This is a genomic window from Ramlibacter albus (assembly GCF_014297445.1).
GTDB classification, from domain to species: domain Bacteria; phylum Pseudomonadota; class Gammaproteobacteria; order Burkholderiales; family Burkholderiaceae_C; genus Ramlibacter; species Ramlibacter albus.
The window spans coordinates 133,769-154,531 of the sequence record NZ_JACORU010000008.1; the positions used below are offsets into that span (position 1 = coordinate 133,769).

Sequence of the window (20,763 nt, forward strand, 5' to 3'; positions counted from 1 at the left end):
CCAACCGGCCGGTGCGCTGCTGCGCAGGAGGGAGCCGGGTGGGCCTCAGTCGGGGAAGTGGTGCTTCCCCTCCCACCACTGGAGCACCTGTGCAACCGATTCTTCGATCGTCTGCGACGAGTTATCCAGCAGGAGGGCGTCTTCGGCGGGTTTGAGAGGGGCGACGGCACGGGAGGAATCCCGGTGGTCGCGCGCTTCCAAGTCTGCGCGAAGGGTATCGATTGTAGTCGAAATCCCTTTTGAAATCAATTGCTTATGCCGCCGCTGCGCGCGCTGGGCAGCGCTGGCCGTGAGGTACACCTTCATCGGCGCGTCCGGGAAGATCACCGTGCCCATGTCGCGGCCATCGGCGACGAGGCCCGGGAGCTTGCGGAAGCTCTGCTGCAAGGCGACGAGCGCGGTGCGCACCGCGGGCAGGGCCGACACCCTGGAAGCGTTCATGCCGGCTTCCTCGGTGCGGATCGCATCGGTGATGTCGTCGTCGCCGAGGAACACGCGGCCGCCCGCGAAGCGCACCGGCAGCGTCTCGGCCATCTTCGCGATGGTGTGCTCATGCGCCACGTCCAGCGCGAGGCCGGCGCGGACGGCGGCCAGGGCGGTGATGCGGTAGAGCGCGCCCGAGTCGAGGTAGTGGTAGCCGAGGCGGCGCGCCACTTCGGACGCGAGCGTGCCCTTGCCGGACGCCGTGGGCCCGTCGACGGTGATGACCGGCACGTGCTGCGTCATCGTCCTCGCCACCGAGAACAAGGCCTCGAAGTAGTCGGGGAAGGTCTTGCCCACGCACTTGGGGTCGAGGATGCGCACCGGCACGCCCTGCGGGTTGAAAGCGGCCAGCGAGAAGCACATCGCGACGCGGTGGTCGTCGTAGGTGTGGATCGCCGCCGGCTTCCACTGGCGCGGCGGGTCGATGCGGATGAAGTCCGGGCCTTCCTCGACGAGCGCGCCCAGCTTGCGCAGCTCGGTGGCCATCGCCGCGATGCGGTCGGTCTCCTTCACGCGCCAGCTCGCGATGTTGCGCAGCGTGGTCGTGCCCTCGGCGTAGAGCGCCATCACGGCCAGCGTCATCGCCGCGTCGGGGATGTGGTTGCAGTCCAGGTCCACCGGGTGCAGCGGCCAGTGGCCGCGCGACACTTCGAGCCAGTTGGGGCCGCTTTCGACGTGCGCGCCCATGGCTCGTGCGGCATCGACGAAGCGGATGTCGCCCTGGATCGACGCGGCGCCGACACCCTCGATGCGCACCGAAGTGCCCTTGGCCGCGCCGATGGCGCCGAGCGCGATGAAGTAGCTGGCCGACGAGGCATCGGCTTCGACGTGGATCTCGCCCGGCGAGCGGTAATGGCTGCCCGCGGGGATGATGAAGCGCTGCCAGCCCTCGCGCCGCACGCCGATCCCGAAGCGCTGCAGCATGTTCAGCGTGATCTCGATGTACGGCTTGGAGATGAGCTCGCCCACCACCTCGATGGTGATGTTGTGGTCCGCCACGAGCGGCAGCGCCATCAGCAGCGCGGTGAGGAACTGGCTGGAGACGTCGCCGCGCACCTGGATCGGCGCGTCGAGCTTGAGCGCCTTCGCGGGGTGGACCTTCAGCGGCGGGTAGCCTTCGACGCCGAGGTAATCGATGCGGCAGCCCAGCTGGCGCAGCGCGTCCACGAGGTCGCCGATGGGCCGCTCGTGCATGCGCGCCACGCCACTGAGCTCGAATTCGCCGCCGATGAGGGCGAGCGCCGCCGTCAGCGGCCGCATCGCCGTGCCGGCGTTGCCGAGGAAGAGGCGGGCCGCGGGAAACGAGCGCTTGCCGCCGAGGCCGGTGAGCTCCAGCGATGCACCCTTGTGCACGACGCTGCAGCCCAGCGCCCGCAGCGCGTCGAGCATCACGCGCGTGTCGTCGGAATCCAGCAAGTCGTGGACAACCGTCGTGCCTTCGCACAGGGCCGCGAGCAGCAGCACGCGGTTGGAGATGCTCTTGGAGCCCGGCAGGGTGACCGTGCCGCCTGCGCTGTCCAGCGGCGGCAGGTCCAGGAAGGCCGTATCAAACATCGAGGGCTTACTTCTTCTGGACCATCTTCCAGTTCGCGCGCGCCTGGCTGGCGCTGTCGATCAGCTTTTCCAGCGCCTCGAGGTTGCCGGTGAGCATGGCCTGCTCGAACTGGCCCATGGCCTGCTGGAACACCTTGGCCTGGTCCAGCAGCTCGTGGCGGTTGGCCAGCAGGACGTCGCGCCACATCTTGGGGTCGCTGGCGGCGATGCGCGTGAAGTCGCGAAACCCCGGCCCGGCCAGCGACAGGAAGTCCTTCCCATTGGCCTGCCCGGTGATGCCGTTCATGAGCGCGAACGCGATCAGGTGCGGCAGGTGGCTCACGGCCGCGAACGCCGCGTCGTGCGACTCCGGCGACATCTGCGTCACCTTGCAGCCCAATGCCTCCCACAGCGCGGTGGCGCTCTTGAGGTGGTTGACCTGCGTTCGCTCGATGGGCGTGAGGATGACCTGCTTGCCGGTGTACAGGTCCGGGTCCGAGTGCTCCACCCCGGACACTTCCTTGCCCGCGATCGGGTGGCAGGGCACGAACGAACCGAGGTGGTCGCGCAGCACGCGCCGCGCCGCGTCCACCACGTCGCGCTTGGTCGAGCCCACGTCCATGATCAGCATGCTGCCGGTGATCAGGTGGCGGATGGCCTTGAGCGAGGCCTCGGTGGCCGACACCGGCACGGCGAGCAGCACGATGTCGGCGCCCGAGACGGCGAGCAGCGCGGAGGGCGCCTCGACGTCGATCACGCCCATGGCGCGGGCGCGCTCCGTGGTGGAGGGCGACTTGCTGTAGCCCACGACGCGCTTGACGAGCCCGGCGCGCTTGAGCGCCAGCGCGAACGAGCCGCCCATCAGGCCGCATCCGATCAGACCGAGTTGTTCGAACATTTAATCGCCGACAGGATACGTGCCCAGGACCTTGTAGAACGCGCAGAGGGACTGCAGGTCCGCCAGCGCCGCGGCGACGTGCGGCTGGGACGGGTGGCCCTGCACGTCGATGTAGAAATAGTATTCCCATTGGCCCGATCGCGCGGGCCGACTTTCGAATCGGGTCATGGACACGCCGTGCTGTTTCAGCGGCACGAGGATGTCGTGCACGGCGCCGGGGCGATTGGGCACCGAGACGATCAGGCTCACGCAGTCCTTGCCCGAAGGGCCGGGCGCGGGCAGGGTCTGGGGCAGGCAGACCACGGCGAAGCGGGTGCGGTTGTACGCGTCGTCCTGGATGGCGCGCGCCGCGATGTGCAGGCCGAACTCGGACCCCGCGCGCTCGCCGGCGATGCCGGCCCACTTCTCGTTCTGCGCCGCCAGCCGCGCACCTTCCGCGTTGCTGGACGCCGCCCGCCGCTCGGCATGGGGCAGGTGCGTGGTGAGCCACGCCTGGCACTGCGCCAGCGCCTGCGGGTGCGCCAGCACGACCTCGATGCCTTCCAGCGAATTCACCTTGCGCAGCAGGTTGTGGCGCACCAGCAAACTGGTCTCGCCGACGATGTGCAGCGGCGTCGTGAGGAACAGGTCCAGCGAGCGTGCGACGACGCCTTCGGTGGAGTTCTCCACCGGCACCACGCCGAAATCCGCGGTACCCGCGGCCGCGCAACGGAACACCTCGTCGAAGCTCACGCAGGGCACGTGCTCGATGCTCGCACCGAAGAACTGCACCGCGGCTTCTTCGCTGAACGTGCCCTTGGGGCCGAGGTAGGCCACGCGGTGCGGCTCTTCCAGCGAGCGGCAGGCGGACATGATCTCGCGCCAGATGTGGGCGACGTTCTCCGCCTTCAGCGGGCCCGGGTTGGCGGACTGCAGGCCGTTGATGACTTGCGCCTCGCGCTCCGGGCGGAACACCGGCGAGCCTTCGGCGCGCTTGAGTTCGCCCACCTCGTTGGCCAGGGCCGCGCGGCGGTTCAGCGCCGCCAGCAGCTCCTTGTCGACCGAGTCGATCGCAACGCGCAGTTCGGCGAGCGTCCTCGTCATTCGGCGGTCTCTTCGCCGTTGCCGTTGCCGTTGGTCTCGTCGGCGTCGGTGCCCGCGTCGTTCTCCACGATGCGCTGCAGCCCGGAGAGCTTGGAGCCTTCGTCGAGGCCGATGAGCGTGACCCCCTGGGTGGCGCGGCCCATCTCGCGGATCTCGCTCACGCGGGTGCGCACGAGCACGCCGCGGTCGGTGATGAGCATGATCTCGTCGTCGGCATGCACCAGCGTGGCGGCCACGACCTTGCCGTTACGCTCGCTCTGCTGGATGGCGATCATGCCCTTGGTGCCGCGGCCGTGGCGCGTGTACTCGGTGATGGACGTGCGCTTGCCGAAGCCGTTCTCGGTGGCGGTGAGCACCGATTGCTGCTCGTCCTCGGCCACCAGCATCGCGATGACGCCTTGCCCGTCGTCGAGCATCATGCCGCGCACGCCGCGCGCGTTGCGGCCCATGGGGCGCACGTCGTTCTCGTCGAAGCGCACCGCCTTGCCGCCGTCGGAGAACAGCATCACGTCGTGCTTGCCGTCGGTGAGGGCGGCGCCGATCAGGTAATCGCCCGGGTCCAGGTCCACGGCGATGATGCCGGCCTTGCGCGGGTTGTTGAATTCGTCCAGCGCCGTCTTCTTCACCGTGCCCATGCTCGTGGCCATGAACACGTAGTGGTCCGCCGGGAAGCTGCGGAACTCGCCCGTGAGGGGCAGCACCACGTTGATCTTCTCGCCTTCCTGCAGCGGGAACATGTTGACGATGGGCTTGCCGCGCGAACCGCGCGAGCCGGCGGGCACTTCCCAGACCTTGAGCCAGTAGAGGCGGCCACGGTTGGAGAAGGCGAGCAGCCAGTCGTGCGTGTTGGCGATGAAGAGCTGGTCGATCCAGTCGTCTTCCTTGGTCTGCGTGGCCTGCTTGCCGCGGCCGCCGCGCTTCTGCGCGCGGTATTCGGAGAGCGGCTGGCTCTTGATGTAGCCGGCGTGCGAGAGCGTCACCACCATGTCGGTGGGCGTGATGAGGTCCTCGGTGGCGAGGTCCTGCGCGTTGTGCTCGATCACGCTGCGGCGCGCGCCAACCTTGGTCTGGCCGAACTCCTGCTTCAGCGCGGTGAGTTCCTCGCCGATGATCGTGGACACCCGAGCCGGCTTGGCCAGGATGTCGAGCAGGTCCTCGATCTCCGCCATCACTTCCTTGTACTCGGCGACGATCTTGTCCTGCTCCAGGCCCGTGAGGCGCTGCAGGCGCATCTGCAGGATTTCGCCGGCCTGCGTTTCGGACAGGCGGTAGAGGCCGTCGCTGCCCAGGCCGTACTGCTTTTCCAGGCCTTCGGGGCGGTAGTCGTCGGCGTTGATCACCGAGCCGTCCTCACGCGCCCGCGTGAGCATCTCGCGCACCAGTGACGAATCCCACGGCCGGTTCATCAACTCGGTCTTGGCCACCGGAGGCGTGGGCGACTCGCGGATGATGCGGATGAACTCGTCGATGTTGGCCAGCGCCACCGCCAGGCCTTCGAGCACGTGCCCGCGCTCGCGGGCCTTGCGCAGGTTGAACACCGTCCTGCGCGTGACCACCTCGCGGCGATGCTGCAGGAAGATGCAGACCAGGTCCTTCAGGTTGCACAGCTTGGGCTGCCCGTCGATCAGGGCCACCATGTTCATGCCGAAGGTGTCCTGCAGCTGCGTGAGCTTGTACAGGTTGTTGAGCACCACCTCGGGCACTTCGCCGCGCTTGAGCTCGATCACGAGCCGCATGCCGGACTTGTCGCTCTCGTCCTGGATGTGGCTGATGCCCTCGATCTTCTTCTCGTTGACCAGCTCCGCCATGCGCTCCTGGAGCGTCTTCTTGTTCACCTGGTACGGCAGCTCGTCGACGATGATGGCCTGGCGCTGGCCGCGGTCGATGTCCTCGAAGTGGCACTTCGCGCGCATCACGATGCGCCCGCGGCCCGTGCGGTAGCCTTCCTTGACGCCCGAGACGCCGTAGATGATGCCCGCCGTGGGGAAGTCCGGCGCGGGCACGATCTCCATCAGCTCGTCGATGGAGGCCTCGGGGTTCTTCAGCAGGTGCAGGCAGGCGTCGACGACCTCGTTGAGGTTGTGCGGCGGGATGTTGGTGGCCATGCCGACCGCGATGCCGCCCGAGCCGTTGACCAGCAGGTTGGGCAGCTTGCTGGGCAGCACCAGCGGCTCTTTCTCGCTGCCGTCGTAGTTGGGCCCGAAGTCGACCGTTTCCTTGTCGATGTCGGCCAGCATCTCGTGCGCGATCTTGGCCAGCCGGATTTCCGTGTACCGCATGGCCGCCGCGTTGTCGCCGTCGACCGAGCCGAAGTTTCCTTGACCGTCGACAAGCATGTGGCGCATGGAGAAGTCCTGCGCGAGCCGCACGATGGTGTCGTAGACCGACTGGTCGCCGTGCGGGTGGTATTTACCGATGACGTCGCCGACGATGCGCGCGGACTTCTTGTACGGGCGGTTCCAGTCGTTGTTGAGCTCGTGCATCGCGTAGAGCACGCGGCGATGGACGGGCTTCAAGCCGTCGCGCGCATCGGGCAGCGCCCGCCCGACGATCACGCTCATGGCGTAATCGAGGTAACTGCGCCGCATCTCCTCTTCGAGGCTGACGGGCAGGGTTTCCTTGGCGAATTGGGTCATGCAGGGGGATTTCAGAGGGGCGCGAAGCCGAAGATTTTACGTCTCACACGCCATGTCGCTGCCGCGCAACACAAAGCAGGGCTTGCGGTTTTGTCCTACGTGCCCCAGCAGTTGCGTGCGTTGCGTGTGAAAGTGTGTATGGCACAATAGTTTGGACGTATAGGGGTGAATTGGTCGCCCCGGCGTGTTTTTTACGCAGCGCGGCTGCGGCTTTTTCCCCCCAAGAGGAGAACCATGAAGAAACTGAACAAAGTGGCGCTGCTGTTTGCTTCCACGGCGCTGCTGGGCGGCTGCTCGATGATGCCGGTCTCCACGGCACCGGCGGGCACGCGCGTCGCAGCCGCTGACGGTGGCAACCGCATCGACAACTGGCAGAACGGAACGGGCGAGTACGTGTGGAAGAACGGCAGCAACGAGCTGTGCTGGCGCGATTCCAACTGGACGCCCGCCACGGCCGCGGTTGGCTGCGACGGCGCCCTGGTTCGTGCTGCTGCTCCTGCACCCGCGCCGGTTGCCGCGCCCCCGGCTGCCGCTCCGCGTCCCCCGGCGCCCGCCCCGGCACCGGCCGCACCGGCCGTCGCCGCCACCAAGGTGACGTACGCCGCCGACGCGTTCTTCGACTTCGACAAGGCTGTCCTCAAGCCCGAAGGCCGCGCCAAGCTGGATGACCTGGTCTCCAAGATCAAGGACATCAACCTCGAGGTGATCATCGCCGTCGGCCACACCGACAGCGTCGGCACCGACGCCTACAACCAGCGCCTGTCGGTGCGCCGCGCCGAAGCCGTCAAGGCCTACCTGGTGAGCAAGGGCATCGAGAAGAACCGCGTGTACACCGAAGGCAAGGGCGAGAAGCAGCCCGTCGCCGACAACAAGACCGCCGAAGGCCGCGCGAAGAACCGCCGCGTGGAGATCGAAGTGGTCGGCACCCGCGCCAACCGCTAAGCAGCCAACTGCTTACGAAAAAAGCCCCGCAGCGCGGGGCTTTTTGCTTTGCGAGGGGCCACAATCTCGGCCGTGAGCGAAATGACCGTCAACGCCGACCCGGCCGAACTGGCCAAGTTCTCCGAGCTGGCCCACCGCTGGTGGGACCCCGAGAGCGAGTTCCGCCCGCTGCACGAGATCAACCCGCTGCGGCTGGAATGGATCCAGGGCATGGCGCCGCTGGCGGGGCTGCGTGTGGCCGATGTGGGCTGCGGTGGCGGCATCCTCGCCGACTCGATGGCGCGCAAGGGCGCGCAGGTGGTCGGCATCGACCTGTCCACCAAGGCGCTGAAGGTGGCCATGCTGCACGCGCTGGAAGCTGGCACGCCCAACGTGGAGTACCGCGAGGTGAGTGCCGAAGCGCTGGCCGCGGAGCAGCCGGGCAGCTTCGACGTGGTGACGTGCATGGAGATGCTGGAGCACGTGCCGGACCCCGCGTCGGTGGTGCGCGCGTGCGCGGACATGGTCAAGCCGGGCGGCTGGGTGTTCTTTTCGACGATCAACCGCAACCCCAAGGCGTTCCTCTTCGCGATCGTGGGGGCGGAGTACGTGCTGAACATGCTGCCGCGGGGCACCCACGAATACCTCAAGTTCATCCGCCCGAGCGAGCTGGCCGCCCATTGCCGCGCCGCGGGGCTGGCCCAGCAGCAGGTGCGCGGGCTGGAATACAACCCGCTGACCCGGCGCTACAGCCTGTCGTCGGACCCGAGCGTCAACTACCTGGTGGCCACGCGCAAGACATGATGGATTTCGAAGTCCGCGCCGTCCTCTTCGACCTGGACGGCACCCTCATCGACAGCGCACCCGACCTCGGCGCGGCCGCCGACCGCATGCGCACGAACCGTGGCATGCCCTCGCTGCCGCTCGAGCTGTACCGCCCGATGGCCGGCGCCGGGGCACGCGGCATGCTCGGCATTGCATTCGGCATGGCGCCCGACCACCCGGACTACGGGCCCATGCGCGAAGAGTTCTTCACCACCTACGAGAGCTGCATGACCGAGCGCACGCATGCGTTCGACGGCGTGCCGCAGCTCATCGAGGCGCTGGTCGGGCGCGGCATGCCCTGGGGCGTGGTGACGAACAAGTCGATGCGCTTCACGGGGCCGCTGACGAAGCAGATGCCGCTGTTCCGCAGCGCAGGCGCCGTGGTGGGCGGCGACAGCACGCCTTACCCGAAGCCGCACCCGGCGCCGCTGTACGAGGCCGCGCGATTGCTGGGTTTGCCGCCCGAAGGCTGCATCTACGTCGGCGACGACGAGCGCGACATCAAGGCGGGCAAGGCCGCGGGCATGTTCACCGTGGCGGCGCATTACGGCTACCTCGGCAATGACCGCGCCGTGGCCGAGTGGGGCGCGGATGCCCACATCCACAACCCGCTTGAATTGCTCGCGCTCTTGAACGTGCGCCAATTGGCCTAAACTACGCCTTACCCTGGGGCTGTACTGGTTTCGACGTGGGTTCGGAATCGCTGTGGGGCATGCCGAGGATTCAGGTCACCTCGTAAATCCATCTGAAAAAAACCAACTGCGAACGACTCTTCGTACGCTCTCGCGGCTTAATCCCCGCGGACCTCACACCAGCTCGCCGATGGGCTGGGCCGATGGCGCAAGCCTGAAGCAGTGAGGTAATCCACATCGGCTGGCCCCGGTCCGTGCACCTTGGATCAGGGCGAGACAATAGGGTGCTGGCTTCCTGGGTAGCGTGCGGCTGCGCGATCCAGGCGGCGAGACACAAAACAGACCGCTAAGCATGTAGAACTGCTCGGTAAAGGCTTGCGGACGCGGGTTCAATTCCCGCCAGCTCCACCACTCACCTACGGCGTGCCCCCGGGGCACGCCGCTTTCAGAAGCGCGTGGCGCGCCTGCGCCGGTATGCGCTCGGCGATCACGCCCGGCATGCCCCTGCTGCGGCCGCTGCTGTCGGCCCCCACCCTCGGCCCGTTGCCGGCAGGCTGCGCGAAGTACGCCGCGCTTTCGAGCGCGATCGTGCGGTGCACGCAATCGATGGCCGCTGTGGCCACGAACGAGCGGTAGCCGAACCCCGAAGGATGCGCGTTGAGCACGTCGTGCGTGACGCGCACGACGGCGTCGGCGGCCGATTCGCGCCGGTGCACGGTCTCGAGGTCGACTTCGACCACGGTCGCGCCGGGCGCGGTGCCCGGCCCCGAGAGAGAGAACCACTGCTGGGCCTGGACCTGCGCAGCCAGCAGCAGCACGGCAAGCGCGGTGTACCTCATCCGGCCATTGTGTCACCGGCCAGGCGCCGCAAGGGGCGATACTTCGCGCGATGGAATTGCAGCAGATGCTGTTCACGCAGGGGTTCGGCACGCGGCGCTTGTGCGCCGGGTTGGTGCAGCGCGGCCTTGTTGCCGTCGAGGGGCGCGTGTGCACCGATGCCCACGAGGAGATCGACGTGCGCGAAGGCTTGCCCTTCACCGTCGATGGGCAGGCCTGGGAGTACCACGACAAGGCCTACCTGATGATGCACAAGCCCGCCGGCTACGAGTGCTCGCAAAAGCCGGGCGCCTGGCCGAGCGTGTACACCTTGCTGCCGGGGCCGCTGCGGCAACGGCCGAACCCCGGCAAGGTGCAGGGCGTGCAGGCCATCGGGCGGCTGGACCAGGACACGACGGGGCTGCTGCTTTTCAGCGACGACGGTGCTTTCATCCATCGGATGGCATCGCCGAAGCACCACGTCCCGAAGGTTTACCGCGTGCGCTGTGCCGAGCCGGTGGAGGACGCGCACGTGCAAGCGTTGCTCGAAGGCGTGGTGCTCAACGACGACCCGAGGCCGGTTCGGGCGGCGGCTTGCGACATCCATGCGCCGTACGACCTGGACTTGACGCTGACGGAGGGCAAGTACCACCAGGTGAAGCGAATGGTGGCGGCGGCAGGCAATTCGGTGGCGGCGCTGCACCGGTGGCGGATCGGGCAATTGGAGCTGCCGGCGGCGTTGAAGCCCGGCGAATGGCGCTGGCTGATCGCAGCGGAGGTCAGCGAGCTGCGAGGAAGTTCTTGATGGCCGCGATGGTGGTCTCGGGCTGGTCCCGATGCGGCGAATGGCCGCATTTGGGCAGCACCACGCGCTCGATCGGCCCGCGCGTGGGCCCGATCTCCTCGATCTGCCGCAGCGTGCCGTAGGGGTCGTCCTCGCCCTGGATGGCCAGCACGGGCGCAGCGATTTCGCGCGTTGCCGCGCGGATGTCGAACGACCGGAATGCCCGGTCCAGCCAGATGTCGTTCCATTGCCAGAACGCGTTGTCCACGTCCGCGTGATAGCGGCCCAGCCTCTCGCGCAGGCCGTTTTCGAGGTAGGCCGTGCGCGCCTGCTCGATCGATGCGATCGAAACGTCTTCGACGATGACGTGCGGCGCCATCACGATGCAAGCCTCGACCGGATGCGACGCCGAGTGGAGCAGGGCGATGGTGCCGCCGTCCGAGTGGCCCAGCAGTACGGGCCGCTCGATCCGAAGCTCGCGCAGCAGCGCGGGAAGCATTTCGTATGCTTCGATGTGCATGTAGTCCGGACGGTGCCGGCCGCTGCCACGCACGTCCGCGATGGGCTCGGAGCCGCCATACCCGCGCCGCGAATAGACCAGCCCCCCGCGGCCGGTGGCCGCGCACACCTGCGCCGGCCAGTCGCGCCACATCGCGACCGAGCCGAGGCCCTCGTGGAGGAAAACGATCGGCGCCCGCGGTCCACCCGCAGGGGCCGCGATGCGTTGAATCTCCAGCCGCACGCCGTCGACTTGCGCGAATTCCATGCGCCCGATGGTAGCTGCCGCGCTCGGCATGCGCCCTGCGGCGGCTAAACTCCCGGATTGGCTGCCGGATCCCCTGTTTTGTTGAAAACCTTGCTTCGTCGTCTTGCTTTACTTCCGGTGATCGCCTGTGCGCTCGCCGCTGCCGCGGCCCATGCCGCGCCGCCCATCTTCGTCCTGAATTCGCTCGACGCGAGCGTGAGCGTGGTCGACCCCGCCACTTGGAAGGAAACGAAGCGCATCGCCACCGGCAAGGAGCCGCACCACCTGTACATGACCCCCGACGAGAAGTCGGTGATCGTGGCCAACGCGTTCTCCGACACGCTGACCTTCATCGACCCGAAAACGGCCGAGGTGCAGCGCGTCGTGCGCGGCATCCTCGACCCGTACCACCTGCGCTTCTCGCCGGACATGAAGTGGTTCGTGACCGCCGCGAACCGCCTGAACCACGTCGACATCTACAAGTGGGACGGCAAGGACCTGCTGCTGGCAAAGCGCGTGCCCACGGGCAAGACGCCCAGCCACGTGTGGATCGACAGCAAGAGCACGACAGCGTACGTGACGATGCAGGACAGCGACGAACTCGTCGCGATCGACCTCGCGTCGCAAAGCCTGAAGTGGCGCATCAAGACCGGCCCGATGCCGGCCGACCTGACGATGACGCCCGACGAGAAGCAGATCCTCGTTGGCCTGACGGGTGGGGACAGCGTGGAGGTGTTCGACATCGCCGGCGACTACCCGAAGGCCGTGCGCCGCATCAGGACCGGCGACGGCGCGCATGCGTTCCGCTCGGCCGGCGACAAGCGCCACGTGTACCTGAGCAACCGCGTCGCCAACACGATCAGCAAGATCGACCTGGTGACGCTGCAGGTGGTGGACACGTACGCGGCGCCGGGCGGCCCGGACTGCATGGACGTGGTGGGCGGCGGCAAGCTGCTGCTGACGACGTCGCGCTGGGCCAAGAAATTGACGGTGATCGACCTGCAGACCAAGAAGGTGGTCAAGCAGGTGCAGGTAGGGAAGTCGCCCCATGGGGTCTGGACGCTGGATCACGCGCCGCGCTAGCGCGGCGGCATGGCTGCTGGCGGCCGGCGCGGCCGCCGCGCAGCCTGCCTGCGACAAGCCCGTCTACCTGACCCTTGACACGGGGCACATGGGCGTGGCGCCCTTGATCGCCGACGTGCTCAAGCGCAACGACGTGAAGGTCACCTTCTTTGCCGCGCAGGAGCGCACGAAGGAGGGCGACGGCTCGCTCGGCGACCACTGGGCGGGCTGGTGGCGCGCCCGCGCGGGCGAGGGGCATGAATTCGCGTCGCACACGTGGGACCACACGTACTGGCGCGCCGACCTTCCCGATGGCCGCATCCGCGTGCGCCCTTCCTCCGGGCCCGACGCCGGCGTCGACAAGGTGTGGACCGCCGCGCAGTACTGCGCCGAGATCGGCAAGGCGGCGCAAAGGCTCGAGCAGGTGACAGGCAGGAAGCCGCTGCCGCTGTTCCGCGCGCCCGGCGGCAAGACGTCACCGCGCTTCCTGGCGGCGATGGAGGCTTGCGGCTACAAGCACGTGGGCTGGGCGCCTGCGGGTTTCCTGGGTGACGAATTGCCCAGCGAAAGCGTGAGCAACGCGGCGCTGCTGGCGAAGGCATTGCGCGACGTCCGCGCGGGGGATATCTTGGTGGCGCACCTGGGCATCTGGAGCCGCAAGGACCCGTGGGCGCCGGCCGTACTGGAGCCGCTGGTGAAGGGATTGAAGGCGAAGGGGTTCTGCTTCGCCACGTTGCGCGAGCACCCGGCTTACCGGGACTGGATCGCGCGGAGCCGGTGATGTTCGACTGGATCGTGGAGACGTTTGGAAGCGCGCAGCAGTGGCTGTACGAGACGGTGTTCCAGCCCGTGATGTTCCACGCGGGCCTGGGGCAGTTCCTCGAGGACGGCTACAACGCGGCGGGGTGGTTGCTGGTGGGGCTGATCCAGATCGCGGTGATGCTGGCTGTGATTGGGCCGCTGGAGAAGTGGCGGCCTGTGGAGCCGGTCACCGACAGGCAGGCGGTGCGGGTGGATGTGCTGTACACGTTGATCCACCGGTTGGGGTTGTTTCGCGTCGCGCTGTTCTTCACGGTCGACCCGCTGTTTGACGAGCTGTTCGGGTGGTTGCGGGTGCACGGGGTGGGGACGTTCCACCTGGACCAGGTGTGGGCCGGTGTGTCCGACGTGGCCTGGGTGAGCTTTCTGCTGTACCTGGTGGTGTTCGATTTCGTGGACTACTGGATCCACCGGGGGCAGCATCACTTCGAGTGGTGGTGGGCGCTGCACTCGCTGCACCACTCGCAAAGGCAGATGACGATGTGGACGGATAACCGGAACCACCTGCTGGATGATTTGATTCGGGATTCGATATTGGTGGTGGTGGGGCAGGTGATTGGGGTGGGGCCGGGGCAGTTTGTGGGGATCGTGGCTGTCACTCAATTGAGCGAGAGTTTGCAGCACGCGAACCTGCGGGTGGGGTTCGGCGCCGTCGGTGAGCGGCTGTGGGTTTCACCGAGGTTTCACCGCCTGCACCACAGCATCGGGCTTGGGCACGAGAGCGCGGGCAAGGGGACGCTCGGTGGGCATAACTTCGGCGTGTTGCTGCCGTGGTGGGACCTCGTATTCCGGACAGCGAGTTACGAGCTGCGCTACGACGCAACAGGCGTGCGCGACCAAGTCGAACACGGCCGTGAATATGGGCGCGGCTTCTGGGCGCAGCAGGCGCTTGGGTTGCGCCGGGTGTTCAGCAGGCTCCAGGTGATGGGCCGCAGATCATCGGTGTGACAGTTTTCGGCTACACATCCGAATGAAGTGCGTGCCATACAAACCGAGATTGCGCGGAAAGGTCGCAAACGACAGGAGGAACGAAACGGCCATGTAATACACCCGTTGGACCCATGTCGCCCGTTGACAAAGTCCGATCGTGGCGAAAACGTAGGATCGATACTGCTGAGCCGGGAACGTGGGCTCGATCGACTTCAGGTAGTCGATGCTGCTGAGATCCAGCCGCAGTTGTTCCACAGTCACGTTGGAGGACATCCCTCCACCATGAAGTCGATAGACACACATCGTTTCTTCGCTGTAGTGGATCTTGCCGGCGAACGTGATGCAAAGATTCAACAGGCGGTCGCACGACAAGACAAGAGGCGCACCGCAGAAGAGTTCGACAGCCTCACGCCGGAACAGCACTGACGCAGTATGGAACAGCCGACCTGCAATCAAGTCCTTGGTCAGGATCGTTTCAGGGACGCCCAACTTGAACTTGCGCGCGACCCGATCCCCGATCAGGACGTCGGACTGGTGAGTAGCACCGGCGTAGTCAGGATGCGATTCGAGGAAGGAAACTTGAATGGCAAGTTTCGAGGGGGCAACCCAGTAATCGTCGCCTTCGCACACGGCAATGTATTTTCCCGTGCATGCTTGCAAGGTCCGACTGAAGTTCGGCATCACCCCGAGGTTTCTTTCACGTGAAAGCAACTTGACCCGAGGATCCTTGCGGGCGTAGGCCTCACAGATGTCGAAGGTGTTGTCCGTGCTGCAGTCGTCACCGATGACGAGTTCGATGGGAAAGTCGACTTCCTGGGACAGGATGCTTTCGATTGCCTGGGCAATGAACTTTCCATGGTTATAGGAAATCATGCAGACGCTGACGGTCGGTTGCACAGCTTCGGACTCGATTGGGAACGGATGGATTGCCTGGTTCACAACCGGATCCCCCGATTCACGACCTGAAGAAGACCGAGTGCAACGACGACGAACCAGAAATAGGCAGCTTCCAATGGACTCACCATCATTCCCATCATCCACGCCGAGGCCAGCATGAAAAACAGCGCCCCGTGCTTCCACGACATGTGGCTACGGTAACGTGCGTAGGTTGCGGCGGCGCCGTAGAGGAAACCCCCGAGGGCGATGCCGACAAGGTTGAAGTCCCGATAGAGCGTGAAGACGATCGTGCCGAAGGCATTTCGGAACATGTAGTCGCTGTCACCGATGTCGATCGGCGTATCGAGGTACTGCGCATTCTCGGAGCTGGCCGCCTGGAATCCAAGCGAGAAAGGCTTCAGGAGGTTTTCCAGCACCAGTTCCAGGAAACCCAGTGAGGATCGGCCAAAACTGTGCAGGTGCAAGATACTGTTGTGATCCTGAAATTGCTGGTCATAAAGCGAAAAGCCGATCAGGTGATAGTCGATCAAGTAATGCTGGATGGCGCCAATGATGTCGCCCCCGAACCGATTGGCAGACGATGCGATCAGGCCGACCGTGATGATGCCCCCCGTGGCCAGGATCCTTCCATCGACTCGGCCCCGGCTGTGCGCGGTGACCAAGGTGTAGAACACCATGATCCAGAACAGGTGGAGTATTGGATAGTTGACCTGCCAAAGGTAGGAAAAGCACACGAAGCTGGCGATGCAGGCAACGAGTACCATGCGCATGCCGGCCACCTCCACGGCAAGGACTGACACGAGAATCGTGTAAGCGACCGGAAACGCGAGAATCTTCGTGAGGATGTCCAGCACGTGAATGCCGGTCGCACTCCCTTCTTCGAGACCGCCTTGAAGTCGCAGCCTCGTGTAGTACTCGAAGAACCCCGTATCAAGGGCGCCTGCCAACTTCAGGCTCAGCAGCAACATCACCAGGGTGCCAAACGCCGCGATTGCCAGAATCCAGCGAACTCGTACTGCCGCTAGCCGCAAGCCTCTCACTCCAGCGAAAGCACGCCCAGCGTCATGCGGCCGCAAGCGCTTCATGGTCATGTGGCCAGCCGCAAAAGCGGCGATGAGCAGCAGGTAGTGAGCGAGCGACTCCGCGGATGGCAATTTGAACGCGTTGAAGGAGCAGGAGACGGCGATCCAGAACAACCACCAGTAACCCATCAGGTGGATGGGAAAATCGAGTGATTTCAGATAAGCCAAGCGATCATCCCCTCAGGAACCGAGTCCCGGGCAAGTGGCGCCGGATTTCGGTGGAGGCAACACAAGCGGTAGCGATACAGGCAGTCGAGACCAGGGCGAAGTCTACCAAGGCAGTCCAGCGGCTCAGAAATTCACCATGGTGCAGGACCGCAACCACGAGGCCGACCAGGGAAGTCGGGACCATGATCGTGAGTACGTTGCGCTGAATCCATTCGACATGCAGTCCCGGCTCCAGTCGGCCATGCACGAAGGCAACCCATCCGAAAAGGTAAACCACGTTCATGCCCATCCAGACCCAGCCCACACCGACGCCGCCGAAGCGCAGGGCGGCGAACACGATGCCGGGAATCAGCAGCGCGATGAGGCCCACATTGCCGATCAGGTGGTAACGCAGATTGCCGCGCGCGTACTGCATGTAGAACGGGAAGGCGCTCATCGCCAGCAGGCCATTGCCGATCGCATAAAGGCGAAGGACGGGCGCGGCGACGCGTGAGAGCTCACGGTCGCCAGTCCACGCGAACAGCAGCGACTCGGGACAGCTCGCGAGCGTTACCATCAGTGAGCCGGCAACGACACTGACCAGTTGCGCAAAGCGATGATAAATCCGCAGGATTTCGCCGTGATTGCCTTCTGCGTGCAGCCGCGCCAGCCGCGGCAGCAAGGCTGAGCCGATGGGGCCGGTCGCGGTCGTGATGCCACCGGCAACCAGCACGGCCACCATGAAGAATCCGTACTCCGCCAAGGGCAGCAAGCCGGAAAGGATGAGTTTGTCGATCTGGGTGACAAAGATCCAGACCGCGGACGTGAACGCAATCGTCAGTGAGAATCGCAGCCGCATTGCGACCGGTGCGAATGACCAACCGATCGGAGGGTCGCTCGCTGCCGGCCGGGGCACAAGGCGCCTGGCCATTGCGTACAAGATACCGAGCTCCAGTGCGGCAACGGCCATCTGGTGCAGGAAGAAGACCTTGGGCGTATAGCCCCAAAGTGCCATCGACGCAAACACGGCTGCAAAGCGCAGCGTGGCGACCAGGGCATTGAAGCCACCGAGCCACACGAACCGCTCCGCGCCGGTGGCAACGCCCCGATACAGGCCTCCCATCCAGCGCATGGCCACGCAAGCGCCCATGATCTGCAACGCTACAACGATGTCTTGGATCGGCAATTGCTGCAGATTCAGCCAGCGTTGCGCAATGATCGGCGCCAAGGCGACAAGTGCACCGCCACCAATGAGTGCAACCATCACGAAAAACAGGCTGAGCACGCGGTACAGGTGCCTGTAGTCCCGTGGCGCCAACGCCCCGCCGAAGTATCGAGCGGACTCGCGAGCGATCGTCAGGGTCAGTCCCAGATCCAGGACGATGAACCAGGATTGCAGCATCGAAAAGAAGGCAATCAGGCCGTATGCCTCCGCTCCCATCCATTTCAGGTACAGAGGAATGAGCAGTATGCCGATCAGCGTCGCGTAAAGCTGGCTGGCATAGTTGGCGGCGACGTTCAGTCTGAGCGAGATGGGCTTGTGCGACATCGATTTTCATTCTCGGGGAGGGCTGCACGGGCTCGAGCAAGTGGGTGTCGACACTTGCAAACCCGGGCGTGCTAACCGGCCCTTGTGCACCGCCGCGGGAAGTACTGCCGGTCTTTCAGCGTGTCGAGCAGCGTGTCGCCGCCCGCCGATGCAGCACACCGTGCAAAGTGATCAATTGACGCTGGCTGCCGCTACTTGCATCACCGGGACGCCATTTCGTATCGGGTAGGTTCGATTGCACTTCGTGCAATGGATGTGCGCACGCTCGGGCACCAACTCGTCGCTCCCGCAAGCCGGGCAGCGTAACAACGCGTGCAGGTCGATCTGCCGCCGCCGTCCGCGACCCATTGCCTGCAACAGGTTGAGAACAGCTTTTTGCAGGCGATGACGCAAACTTGTCCCCAGGAGACTGGTCGCGAACGCGGGGGCCTCTGTTTCCTGCGCGAACCAGGCGGCATCGACCTGCGGGTTCAGCACCACGAAGTCGATTTTTCCGCGCCAGTAGTAGCGAACATGAAAAGCAAACGGATGCTCCACGAACAGCTCGCCTGTCATATGGCGCTTGGCCCGATCCTCGTACAAGTCGACGAGGTCGCGATCCACGACAGGCGACGGCTTCTTGCGGATCAGGAGCCGGCCTTCGCGTTGCGTGATCTCGAGATGATGATCGAGTAGCGGGTTGATGCGCTCGAAAAAAGCATCCGGCACCTCGATGTATCCAGCCTTGGCCACCCGCTGCAGCTCTGCAAGGAATTGCTCGGGATCCCCTGAATGCTCAAGAACATGCGAGGCGATGACGAAATCGAACGCCTTGTCGCGGAAGGGCAATTGCTCCACAAAGCCAAGCACGGTCGGCCGATCCGACTTCAGAGGTGCCCAATTTCGTTCCCGGGTGTTTTCATAGGCATCCAGCAAGACATTGGCGCGCGGATACGGGTTACCGCCGGAACCGACTTCCAATACGAGTGCGTCCTTTGGAACCGGGCAATGAAGTCGCCGCAACGACCAGGCCACGCGCTCAAACCCAAGTACCCGACACACGCGCATTGCGAGAGACTCCGGGCGCAAGAAAGTGCTGCGGTTTCCAGTCCGCTCGATCCCGCCGGTAGCGCTCGCCCCGGTTGGCTGTTCAGTACTCATCGGGTTCTCTTCTCGAAAAAAAGCTCACGTAGTCGATGTGACCAATAGATTGCGCGACCTGCAGTCACGCGCCTGCGACGTGCTCGAGCCGGAAACGCTGTTCAACATCGAGAAGGTCGCGGCTGCGCTCGCGGATGCGGCGCGCGGGGACCCCGGCGTAGATACCGAACGCCGGACAGCGACCCCGCATCATGCTCAGTGCCCCGACTGCCACGCCGTCTTCCAGGATGGCACCCGGCAATACGACGGACCCGCTGCCGATGACGACGTGCCGGCCGATGTACACGTCTCTGTGATCGACGTTCTTGTAGTTCTCGGGCACGGTCGGATTGGTCATCGTTGCGCCGGAGTAGTCGTCGCTGCTCGAGTAGATCGAGACGCGCGAGGAGATGTTGGAGAAGTCGCCGAGCGTGATGCTGCCTGCCCCGAGCATGCACGAATAAACCGCGACGTGGATATGACTGCCCAGGCGAATACCGCCCTTGCCGGCGGAAAGGACACAGAAGTCGTCGATGCGAACGTTGTCGCCCAGGTGAATACGTGAGGGGCCGTGGAACGAGGCCCGGTCGGACACCCTGACGCCACGCCCGACCGATGCGAAGCCCATGGCGGCGAGCTCTTGTTCGTTCAGTATGGCCACGTCAGTCTCCTCTGACGAGATCGATGACGCGCTGCTGGTCGGCAGCGGCCAGCGCCGGGTAGATCGGCAGGCACAGCACGCGATCCGCCGCGTGCGCCGCAACCGGCAAGTTGGCGCGGCTGGCCGACGGCAGGCCGCGGTACATCGGGAAATCCGAAATGAGCGGATAGAAATAGCGCCGCGAAAAGACGTTGTTATCCCTGAGTTTCTGGTACAGCGCGTCGCGGCTGGCCCCATACTCGGCGCTCACCAGCACCGGGAAGTAGGAACAATTGGAGTTGTAGCCCTCGGGTTTGGACGATGCAGGCTCGAGGCAGTGAATGCCCGGAACGCCGGCCAGTTGATCCCGGTAGACTCGGTCGATCTCGCTGCGACGGGCCAGGGCGCGGTCCACGTATTTGAGCTGCAAGAGCCCGAACGCGGAATTGATTTCGCTCATCTTTCCATTGATCCCGGGGGCCACCACGGTGACTTCGTCGGTGAAGCCGAAGTTCTTCAAGCGGTCGATGTGAGTCTTCGTCTTGGCGTCCGGGCATATGATCGCGCCGCCTTCGAATGTGTTGAAGACCTTGGTGGCGTGGAAGCTCAGCACCGACAGATCGCCGTGGCGCAGGACACTGCCTTGCGCGTTACTCACCCCGAAGGCATGCGCAGCGTCGTAGATGACACGCAGGTTGAAGCGGTCGGCGATGTCATGGATGGCCTTCACGTCGCACGGGTGACCGTAGCAATGAACCGCAAGGATTGCCGTGGTACGTGGCGTGATGGCGGCCTCGATCTTCGCGGGATCGAGGTTGAGCGTTTTCGGGTCGATGTCGACGAAGACCGGTGTGATGCCGTTCCACAGCAGTGAATGAGCCGTGGCGACGAACGAGTAGGGCGTGGTGATGACTTCACCGGAAATGCGAAGCGCCTGAAGCGCCGTGACCAGGCCGATGGTGGCGTTGGTGACGAGGGCCAGGTGGTCGACGGCCAGATACTCGCACAGAGCCTGTTCCAGCTGCTGGTGGAACGGCCCCCCGTTGGTCAGTATCTTGTTTTCCCATATCTGCTTGAGGTACGGCGTGAACTCGTCCAGCGGGGGCAAAGCCGGTTGGGTCACGTAGATGTTATTGCTCATGGGGGCACTCTTGATCAACGC

19 protein-coding genes and 1 other RNA gene are annotated in these 20,763 nt (G+C 65.0%); 8 read left to right on the forward strand and 12 right to left on the reverse strand.

Features of this window, described 5'->3' with window-relative positions; genetic code table 11:
- Positions 1-45: 45 nt before the first annotated feature.
- The 4 genes from H8R02_RS20725 to gyrA are packed head-to-tail and all read right to left on the reverse strand — an operon-like array spanning position 46 to position 6,633.
- The gene (locus H8R02_RS20725) at positions 46-2,037 is read right to left on the reverse strand and encodes a bifunctional 3-phosphoshikimate 1-carboxyvinyltransferase/cytidylate kinase (RefSeq protein ID WP_187083395.1); all 1,992 of its coding nucleotides are present in this window, start codon (positions 2,035-2,037) and stop codon (positions 46-48) included.
- 7 nt (positions 2,038-2,044) lie between these two features.
- On the reverse strand, positions 2,045-2,914 hold the full coding sequence (locus H8R02_RS20730; protein WP_187083396.1) for a prephenate dehydrogenase: 870 nt from the start codon (positions 2,912-2,914) through the stop codon (positions 2,045-2,047).
- A complete protein-coding gene (pheA, locus tag H8R02_RS20735) occupies positions 2,915-3,997 on the reverse strand; it encodes a prephenate dehydratase (RefSeq protein WP_187083397.1) in 1,083 nt (360 codons plus the stop codon).
- Positions 3,994-6,633: a DNA gyrase subunit A gene (gene gyrA, locus H8R02_RS20740; RefSeq protein WP_187083398.1), complete on the reverse strand. Its 2,640-nt coding sequence runs from the start codon at positions 6,631-6,633 to the stop codon at positions 3,994-3,996. Before gyrA ends, pheA begins: the two co-directional genes overlap by 4 nt.
- Positions 6,634-6,867: 234 nt before the next feature.
- Between gyrA and ompA the strand changes: the two genes are divergently transcribed.
- From ompA to ssrA, 4 genes are all read left to right on the forward strand, one after another.
- Positions 6,868-7,575 carry an outer membrane protein OmpA gene (gene ompA, locus H8R02_RS20745; RefSeq protein ID WP_187083399.1) on the forward strand — a complete coding sequence of 236 codons (708 nt, stop codon included), beginning with the start codon at positions 6,868-6,870 and terminating at the stop codon, positions 7,573-7,575.
- Between the two features lie 81 nt (positions 7,576-7,656).
- Positions 7,657-8,358, forward strand: coding sequence for a bifunctional 2-polyprenyl-6-hydroxyphenol methylase/3-demethylubiquinol 3-O-methyltransferase UbiG (gene ubiG / locus H8R02_RS20750; protein ID WP_187083504.1), 702 nt, complete (start codon positions 7,657-7,659; stop codon positions 8,356-8,358).
- Positions 8,355-9,032, forward strand: coding sequence for an HAD family hydrolase (locus H8R02_RS20755; protein WP_435531293.1), 678 nt, complete (start codon positions 8,355-8,357; stop codon positions 9,030-9,032). Before ubiG ends, H8R02_RS20755 begins: the two co-directional genes overlap by 4 nt.
- Before the next feature lie 15 nt (positions 9,033-9,047).
- Positions 9,048-9,422, forward strand: a transfer-messenger RNA (tmRNA) gene (gene ssrA, locus H8R02_RS20760).
- A gap of 5 nt (positions 9,423-9,427) precedes the next feature.
- Here the strand turns inward: ssrA and H8R02_RS20765 are convergent.
- Positions 9,428-9,850, reverse strand: coding sequence for a surface-adhesin E family protein (locus H8R02_RS20765; RefSeq protein WP_187083401.1), 423 nt, complete (start codon positions 9,848-9,850; stop codon positions 9,428-9,430).
- Positions 9,851-9,900: 50 nt separating this feature from the next.
- Here H8R02_RS20765 and H8R02_RS20770 point away from each other — a divergent pair, with 50 nt between their 5' ends.
- Positions 9,901-10,632, forward strand: coding sequence for a pseudouridine synthase (locus H8R02_RS20770; protein ID WP_187083402.1), 732 nt, complete (start codon positions 9,901-9,903; stop codon positions 10,630-10,632).
- Here H8R02_RS20770 and H8R02_RS20775 read toward each other — a convergent pair.
- Positions 10,607-11,377, reverse strand: a complete 771-nt coding sequence (locus H8R02_RS20775; RefSeq protein ID WP_187083403.1) for an alpha/beta fold hydrolase — start codon at positions 11,375-11,377, stop codon at positions 10,607-10,609. The genes H8R02_RS20770 and H8R02_RS20775 overlap by 26 nt on opposite strands.
- Positions 11,378-11,494: 117 nt before the next feature.
- On the opposite strand from H8R02_RS20775, the gene H8R02_RS20780 reads away from it, so the two are divergent.
- The 3 genes from H8R02_RS20780 to H8R02_RS20790 are packed head-to-tail and all read left to right on the forward strand — an operon-like array spanning position 11,495 to position 14,185.
- Positions 11,495-12,439 carry a YncE family protein gene (locus tag H8R02_RS20780; RefSeq protein ID WP_187083404.1) on the forward strand — a complete coding sequence of 315 codons (945 nt, stop codon included), beginning with the start codon at positions 11,495-11,497 and terminating at the stop codon, positions 12,437-12,439.
- Entirely contained in the window at positions 12,405-13,199 is a 795-nt protein-coding gene (locus H8R02_RS20785; RefSeq protein WP_187083405.1) for a polysaccharide deacetylase family protein, read from the forward strand. The genes H8R02_RS20780 and H8R02_RS20785 overlap by 35 nt, the downstream gene beginning before the upstream one ends.
- Positions 13,199-14,185, forward strand: a complete 987-nt coding sequence (locus H8R02_RS20790) for a sterol desaturase family protein (protein WP_187083406.1) — start codon at positions 13,199-13,201, stop codon at positions 14,183-14,185. Before H8R02_RS20785 ends, H8R02_RS20790 begins: the two co-directional genes overlap by 1 nt.
- Here H8R02_RS20790 and H8R02_RS20795 read toward each other — a convergent pair.
- The 6 genes from H8R02_RS20795 to H8R02_RS20820 all read right to left on the reverse strand — a co-directional run bounded on the left by H8R02_RS20795 (position 14,174) and on the right by H8R02_RS20820 (position 20,742).
- Positions 14,174-15,106, reverse strand: a complete 933-nt coding sequence (locus tag H8R02_RS20795; protein ID WP_187083407.1) for a glycosyltransferase — start codon at positions 15,104-15,106, stop codon at positions 14,174-14,176. The genes H8R02_RS20790 and H8R02_RS20795 overlap by 12 nt on opposite strands.
- Positions 15,103-16,314, reverse strand: a complete 1,212-nt coding sequence (locus H8R02_RS20800; RefSeq protein WP_187083408.1) for a hypothetical protein — start codon at positions 16,312-16,314, stop codon at positions 15,103-15,105. Before H8R02_RS20800 ends, H8R02_RS20795 begins: the two co-directional genes overlap by 4 nt.
- Positions 16,315-16,318: 4 nt before the next feature.
- Positions 16,319-17,842, reverse strand: coding sequence for a lipopolysaccharide biosynthesis protein (locus tag H8R02_RS20805; protein ID WP_222622578.1), 1,524 nt, complete (start codon positions 17,840-17,842; stop codon positions 16,319-16,321).
- Between the two features lie 171 nt (positions 17,843-18,013).
- On the reverse strand, positions 18,014-18,982 hold the full coding sequence (locus tag H8R02_RS20810; RefSeq protein ID WP_187083409.1) for a methyltransferase domain-containing protein: 969 nt from the start codon (positions 18,980-18,982) through the stop codon (positions 18,014-18,016).
- A gap of 64 nt (positions 18,983-19,046) precedes the next feature.
- The gene (locus H8R02_RS20815; RefSeq protein WP_187083410.1) at positions 19,047-19,622 is read right to left on the reverse strand and encodes an acyltransferase; all 576 of its coding nucleotides are present in this window, start codon (positions 19,620-19,622) and stop codon (positions 19,047-19,049) included.
- A gap of 1 nt (position 19,623) precedes the next feature.
- Complete coding sequence (locus H8R02_RS20820; RefSeq protein WP_187083411.1) at positions 19,624-20,742, reverse strand: DegT/DnrJ/EryC1/StrS family aminotransferase; 1,119 nt, start codon at positions 20,740-20,742, stop codon at positions 19,624-19,626.
- Positions 20,743-20,763: the final 21 nt, after the last annotated feature.

Excerpts from the sequence above, each read along its gene's own strand:
- H8R02_RS20765 (WP_187083401.1), bottom strand. The coding sequence starts at position 9,850 with ATGAGGTACACCGCGCTTGCCGTGCTGCTGCTGGCTGCGCAGGTCCAG.
- ubiG (WP_187083504.1), top strand. The coding sequence starts at position 7,657 with ATGACCGTCAACGCCGACCCGGCCGAACTGGCCAAGTTCTCCGAGCTG.
- H8R02_RS20725 (WP_187083395.1), bottom strand. The coding sequence starts at position 2,037 with ATGTTTGATACGGCCTTCCTGGACCTGCCGCCGCTGGACAGCGCAGGC.
- H8R02_RS20755 (WP_435531293.1), top strand. The coding sequence starts at position 8,355 with ATGATGGATTTCGAAGTCCGCGCCGTCCTCTTCGACCTGGACGGCACC.
- H8R02_RS20785 (WP_187083405.1), top strand. The coding sequence starts at position 12,405 with ATGGGGTCTGGACGCTGGATCACGCGCCGCGCTAGCGCGGCGGCATGG.
- H8R02_RS20770 (WP_187083402.1), top strand. The coding sequence starts at position 9,901 with ATGGAATTGCAGCAGATGCTGTTCACGCAGGGGTTCGGCACGCGGCGC.
- H8R02_RS20820 (WP_187083411.1), bottom strand. The coding sequence starts at position 20,742 with ATGAGCAATAACATCTACGTGACCCAACCGGCTTTGCCCCCGCTGGAC.
- ompA (WP_187083399.1), top strand. The coding sequence starts at position 6,868 with ATGAAGAAACTGAACAAAGTGGCGCTGCTGTTTGCTTCCACGGCGCTG.
- H8R02_RS20730 (WP_187083396.1), bottom strand. The coding sequence starts at position 2,914 with ATGTTCGAACAACTCGGTCTGATCGGATGCGGCCTGATGGGCGGCTCG.
- gyrA (WP_187083398.1), bottom strand. The coding sequence starts at position 6,633 with ATGACCCAATTCGCCAAGGAAACCCTGCCCGTCAGCCTCGAAGAGGAG.
- H8R02_RS20790 (WP_187083406.1), top strand. The coding sequence starts at position 13,199 with ATGTTCGACTGGATCGTGGAGACGTTTGGAAGCGCGCAGCAGTGGCTG.
- H8R02_RS20775 (WP_187083403.1), bottom strand. The coding sequence starts at position 11,377 with ATGGAATTCGCGCAAGTCGACGGCGTGCGGCTGGAGATTCAACGCATC.
- pheA (WP_187083397.1), bottom strand. The coding sequence starts at position 3,997 with ATGACGAGGACGCTCGCCGAACTGCGCGTTGCGATCGACTCGGTCGAC.
- H8R02_RS20810 (WP_187083409.1), bottom strand. The coding sequence starts at position 18,982 with ATGAGTACTGAACAGCCAACCGGGGCGAGCGCTACCGGCGGGATCGAG.
- H8R02_RS20805 (WP_222622578.1), bottom strand. The coding sequence starts at position 17,842 with ATGTCGCACAAGCCCATCTCGCTCAGACTGAACGTCGCCGCCAACTAT.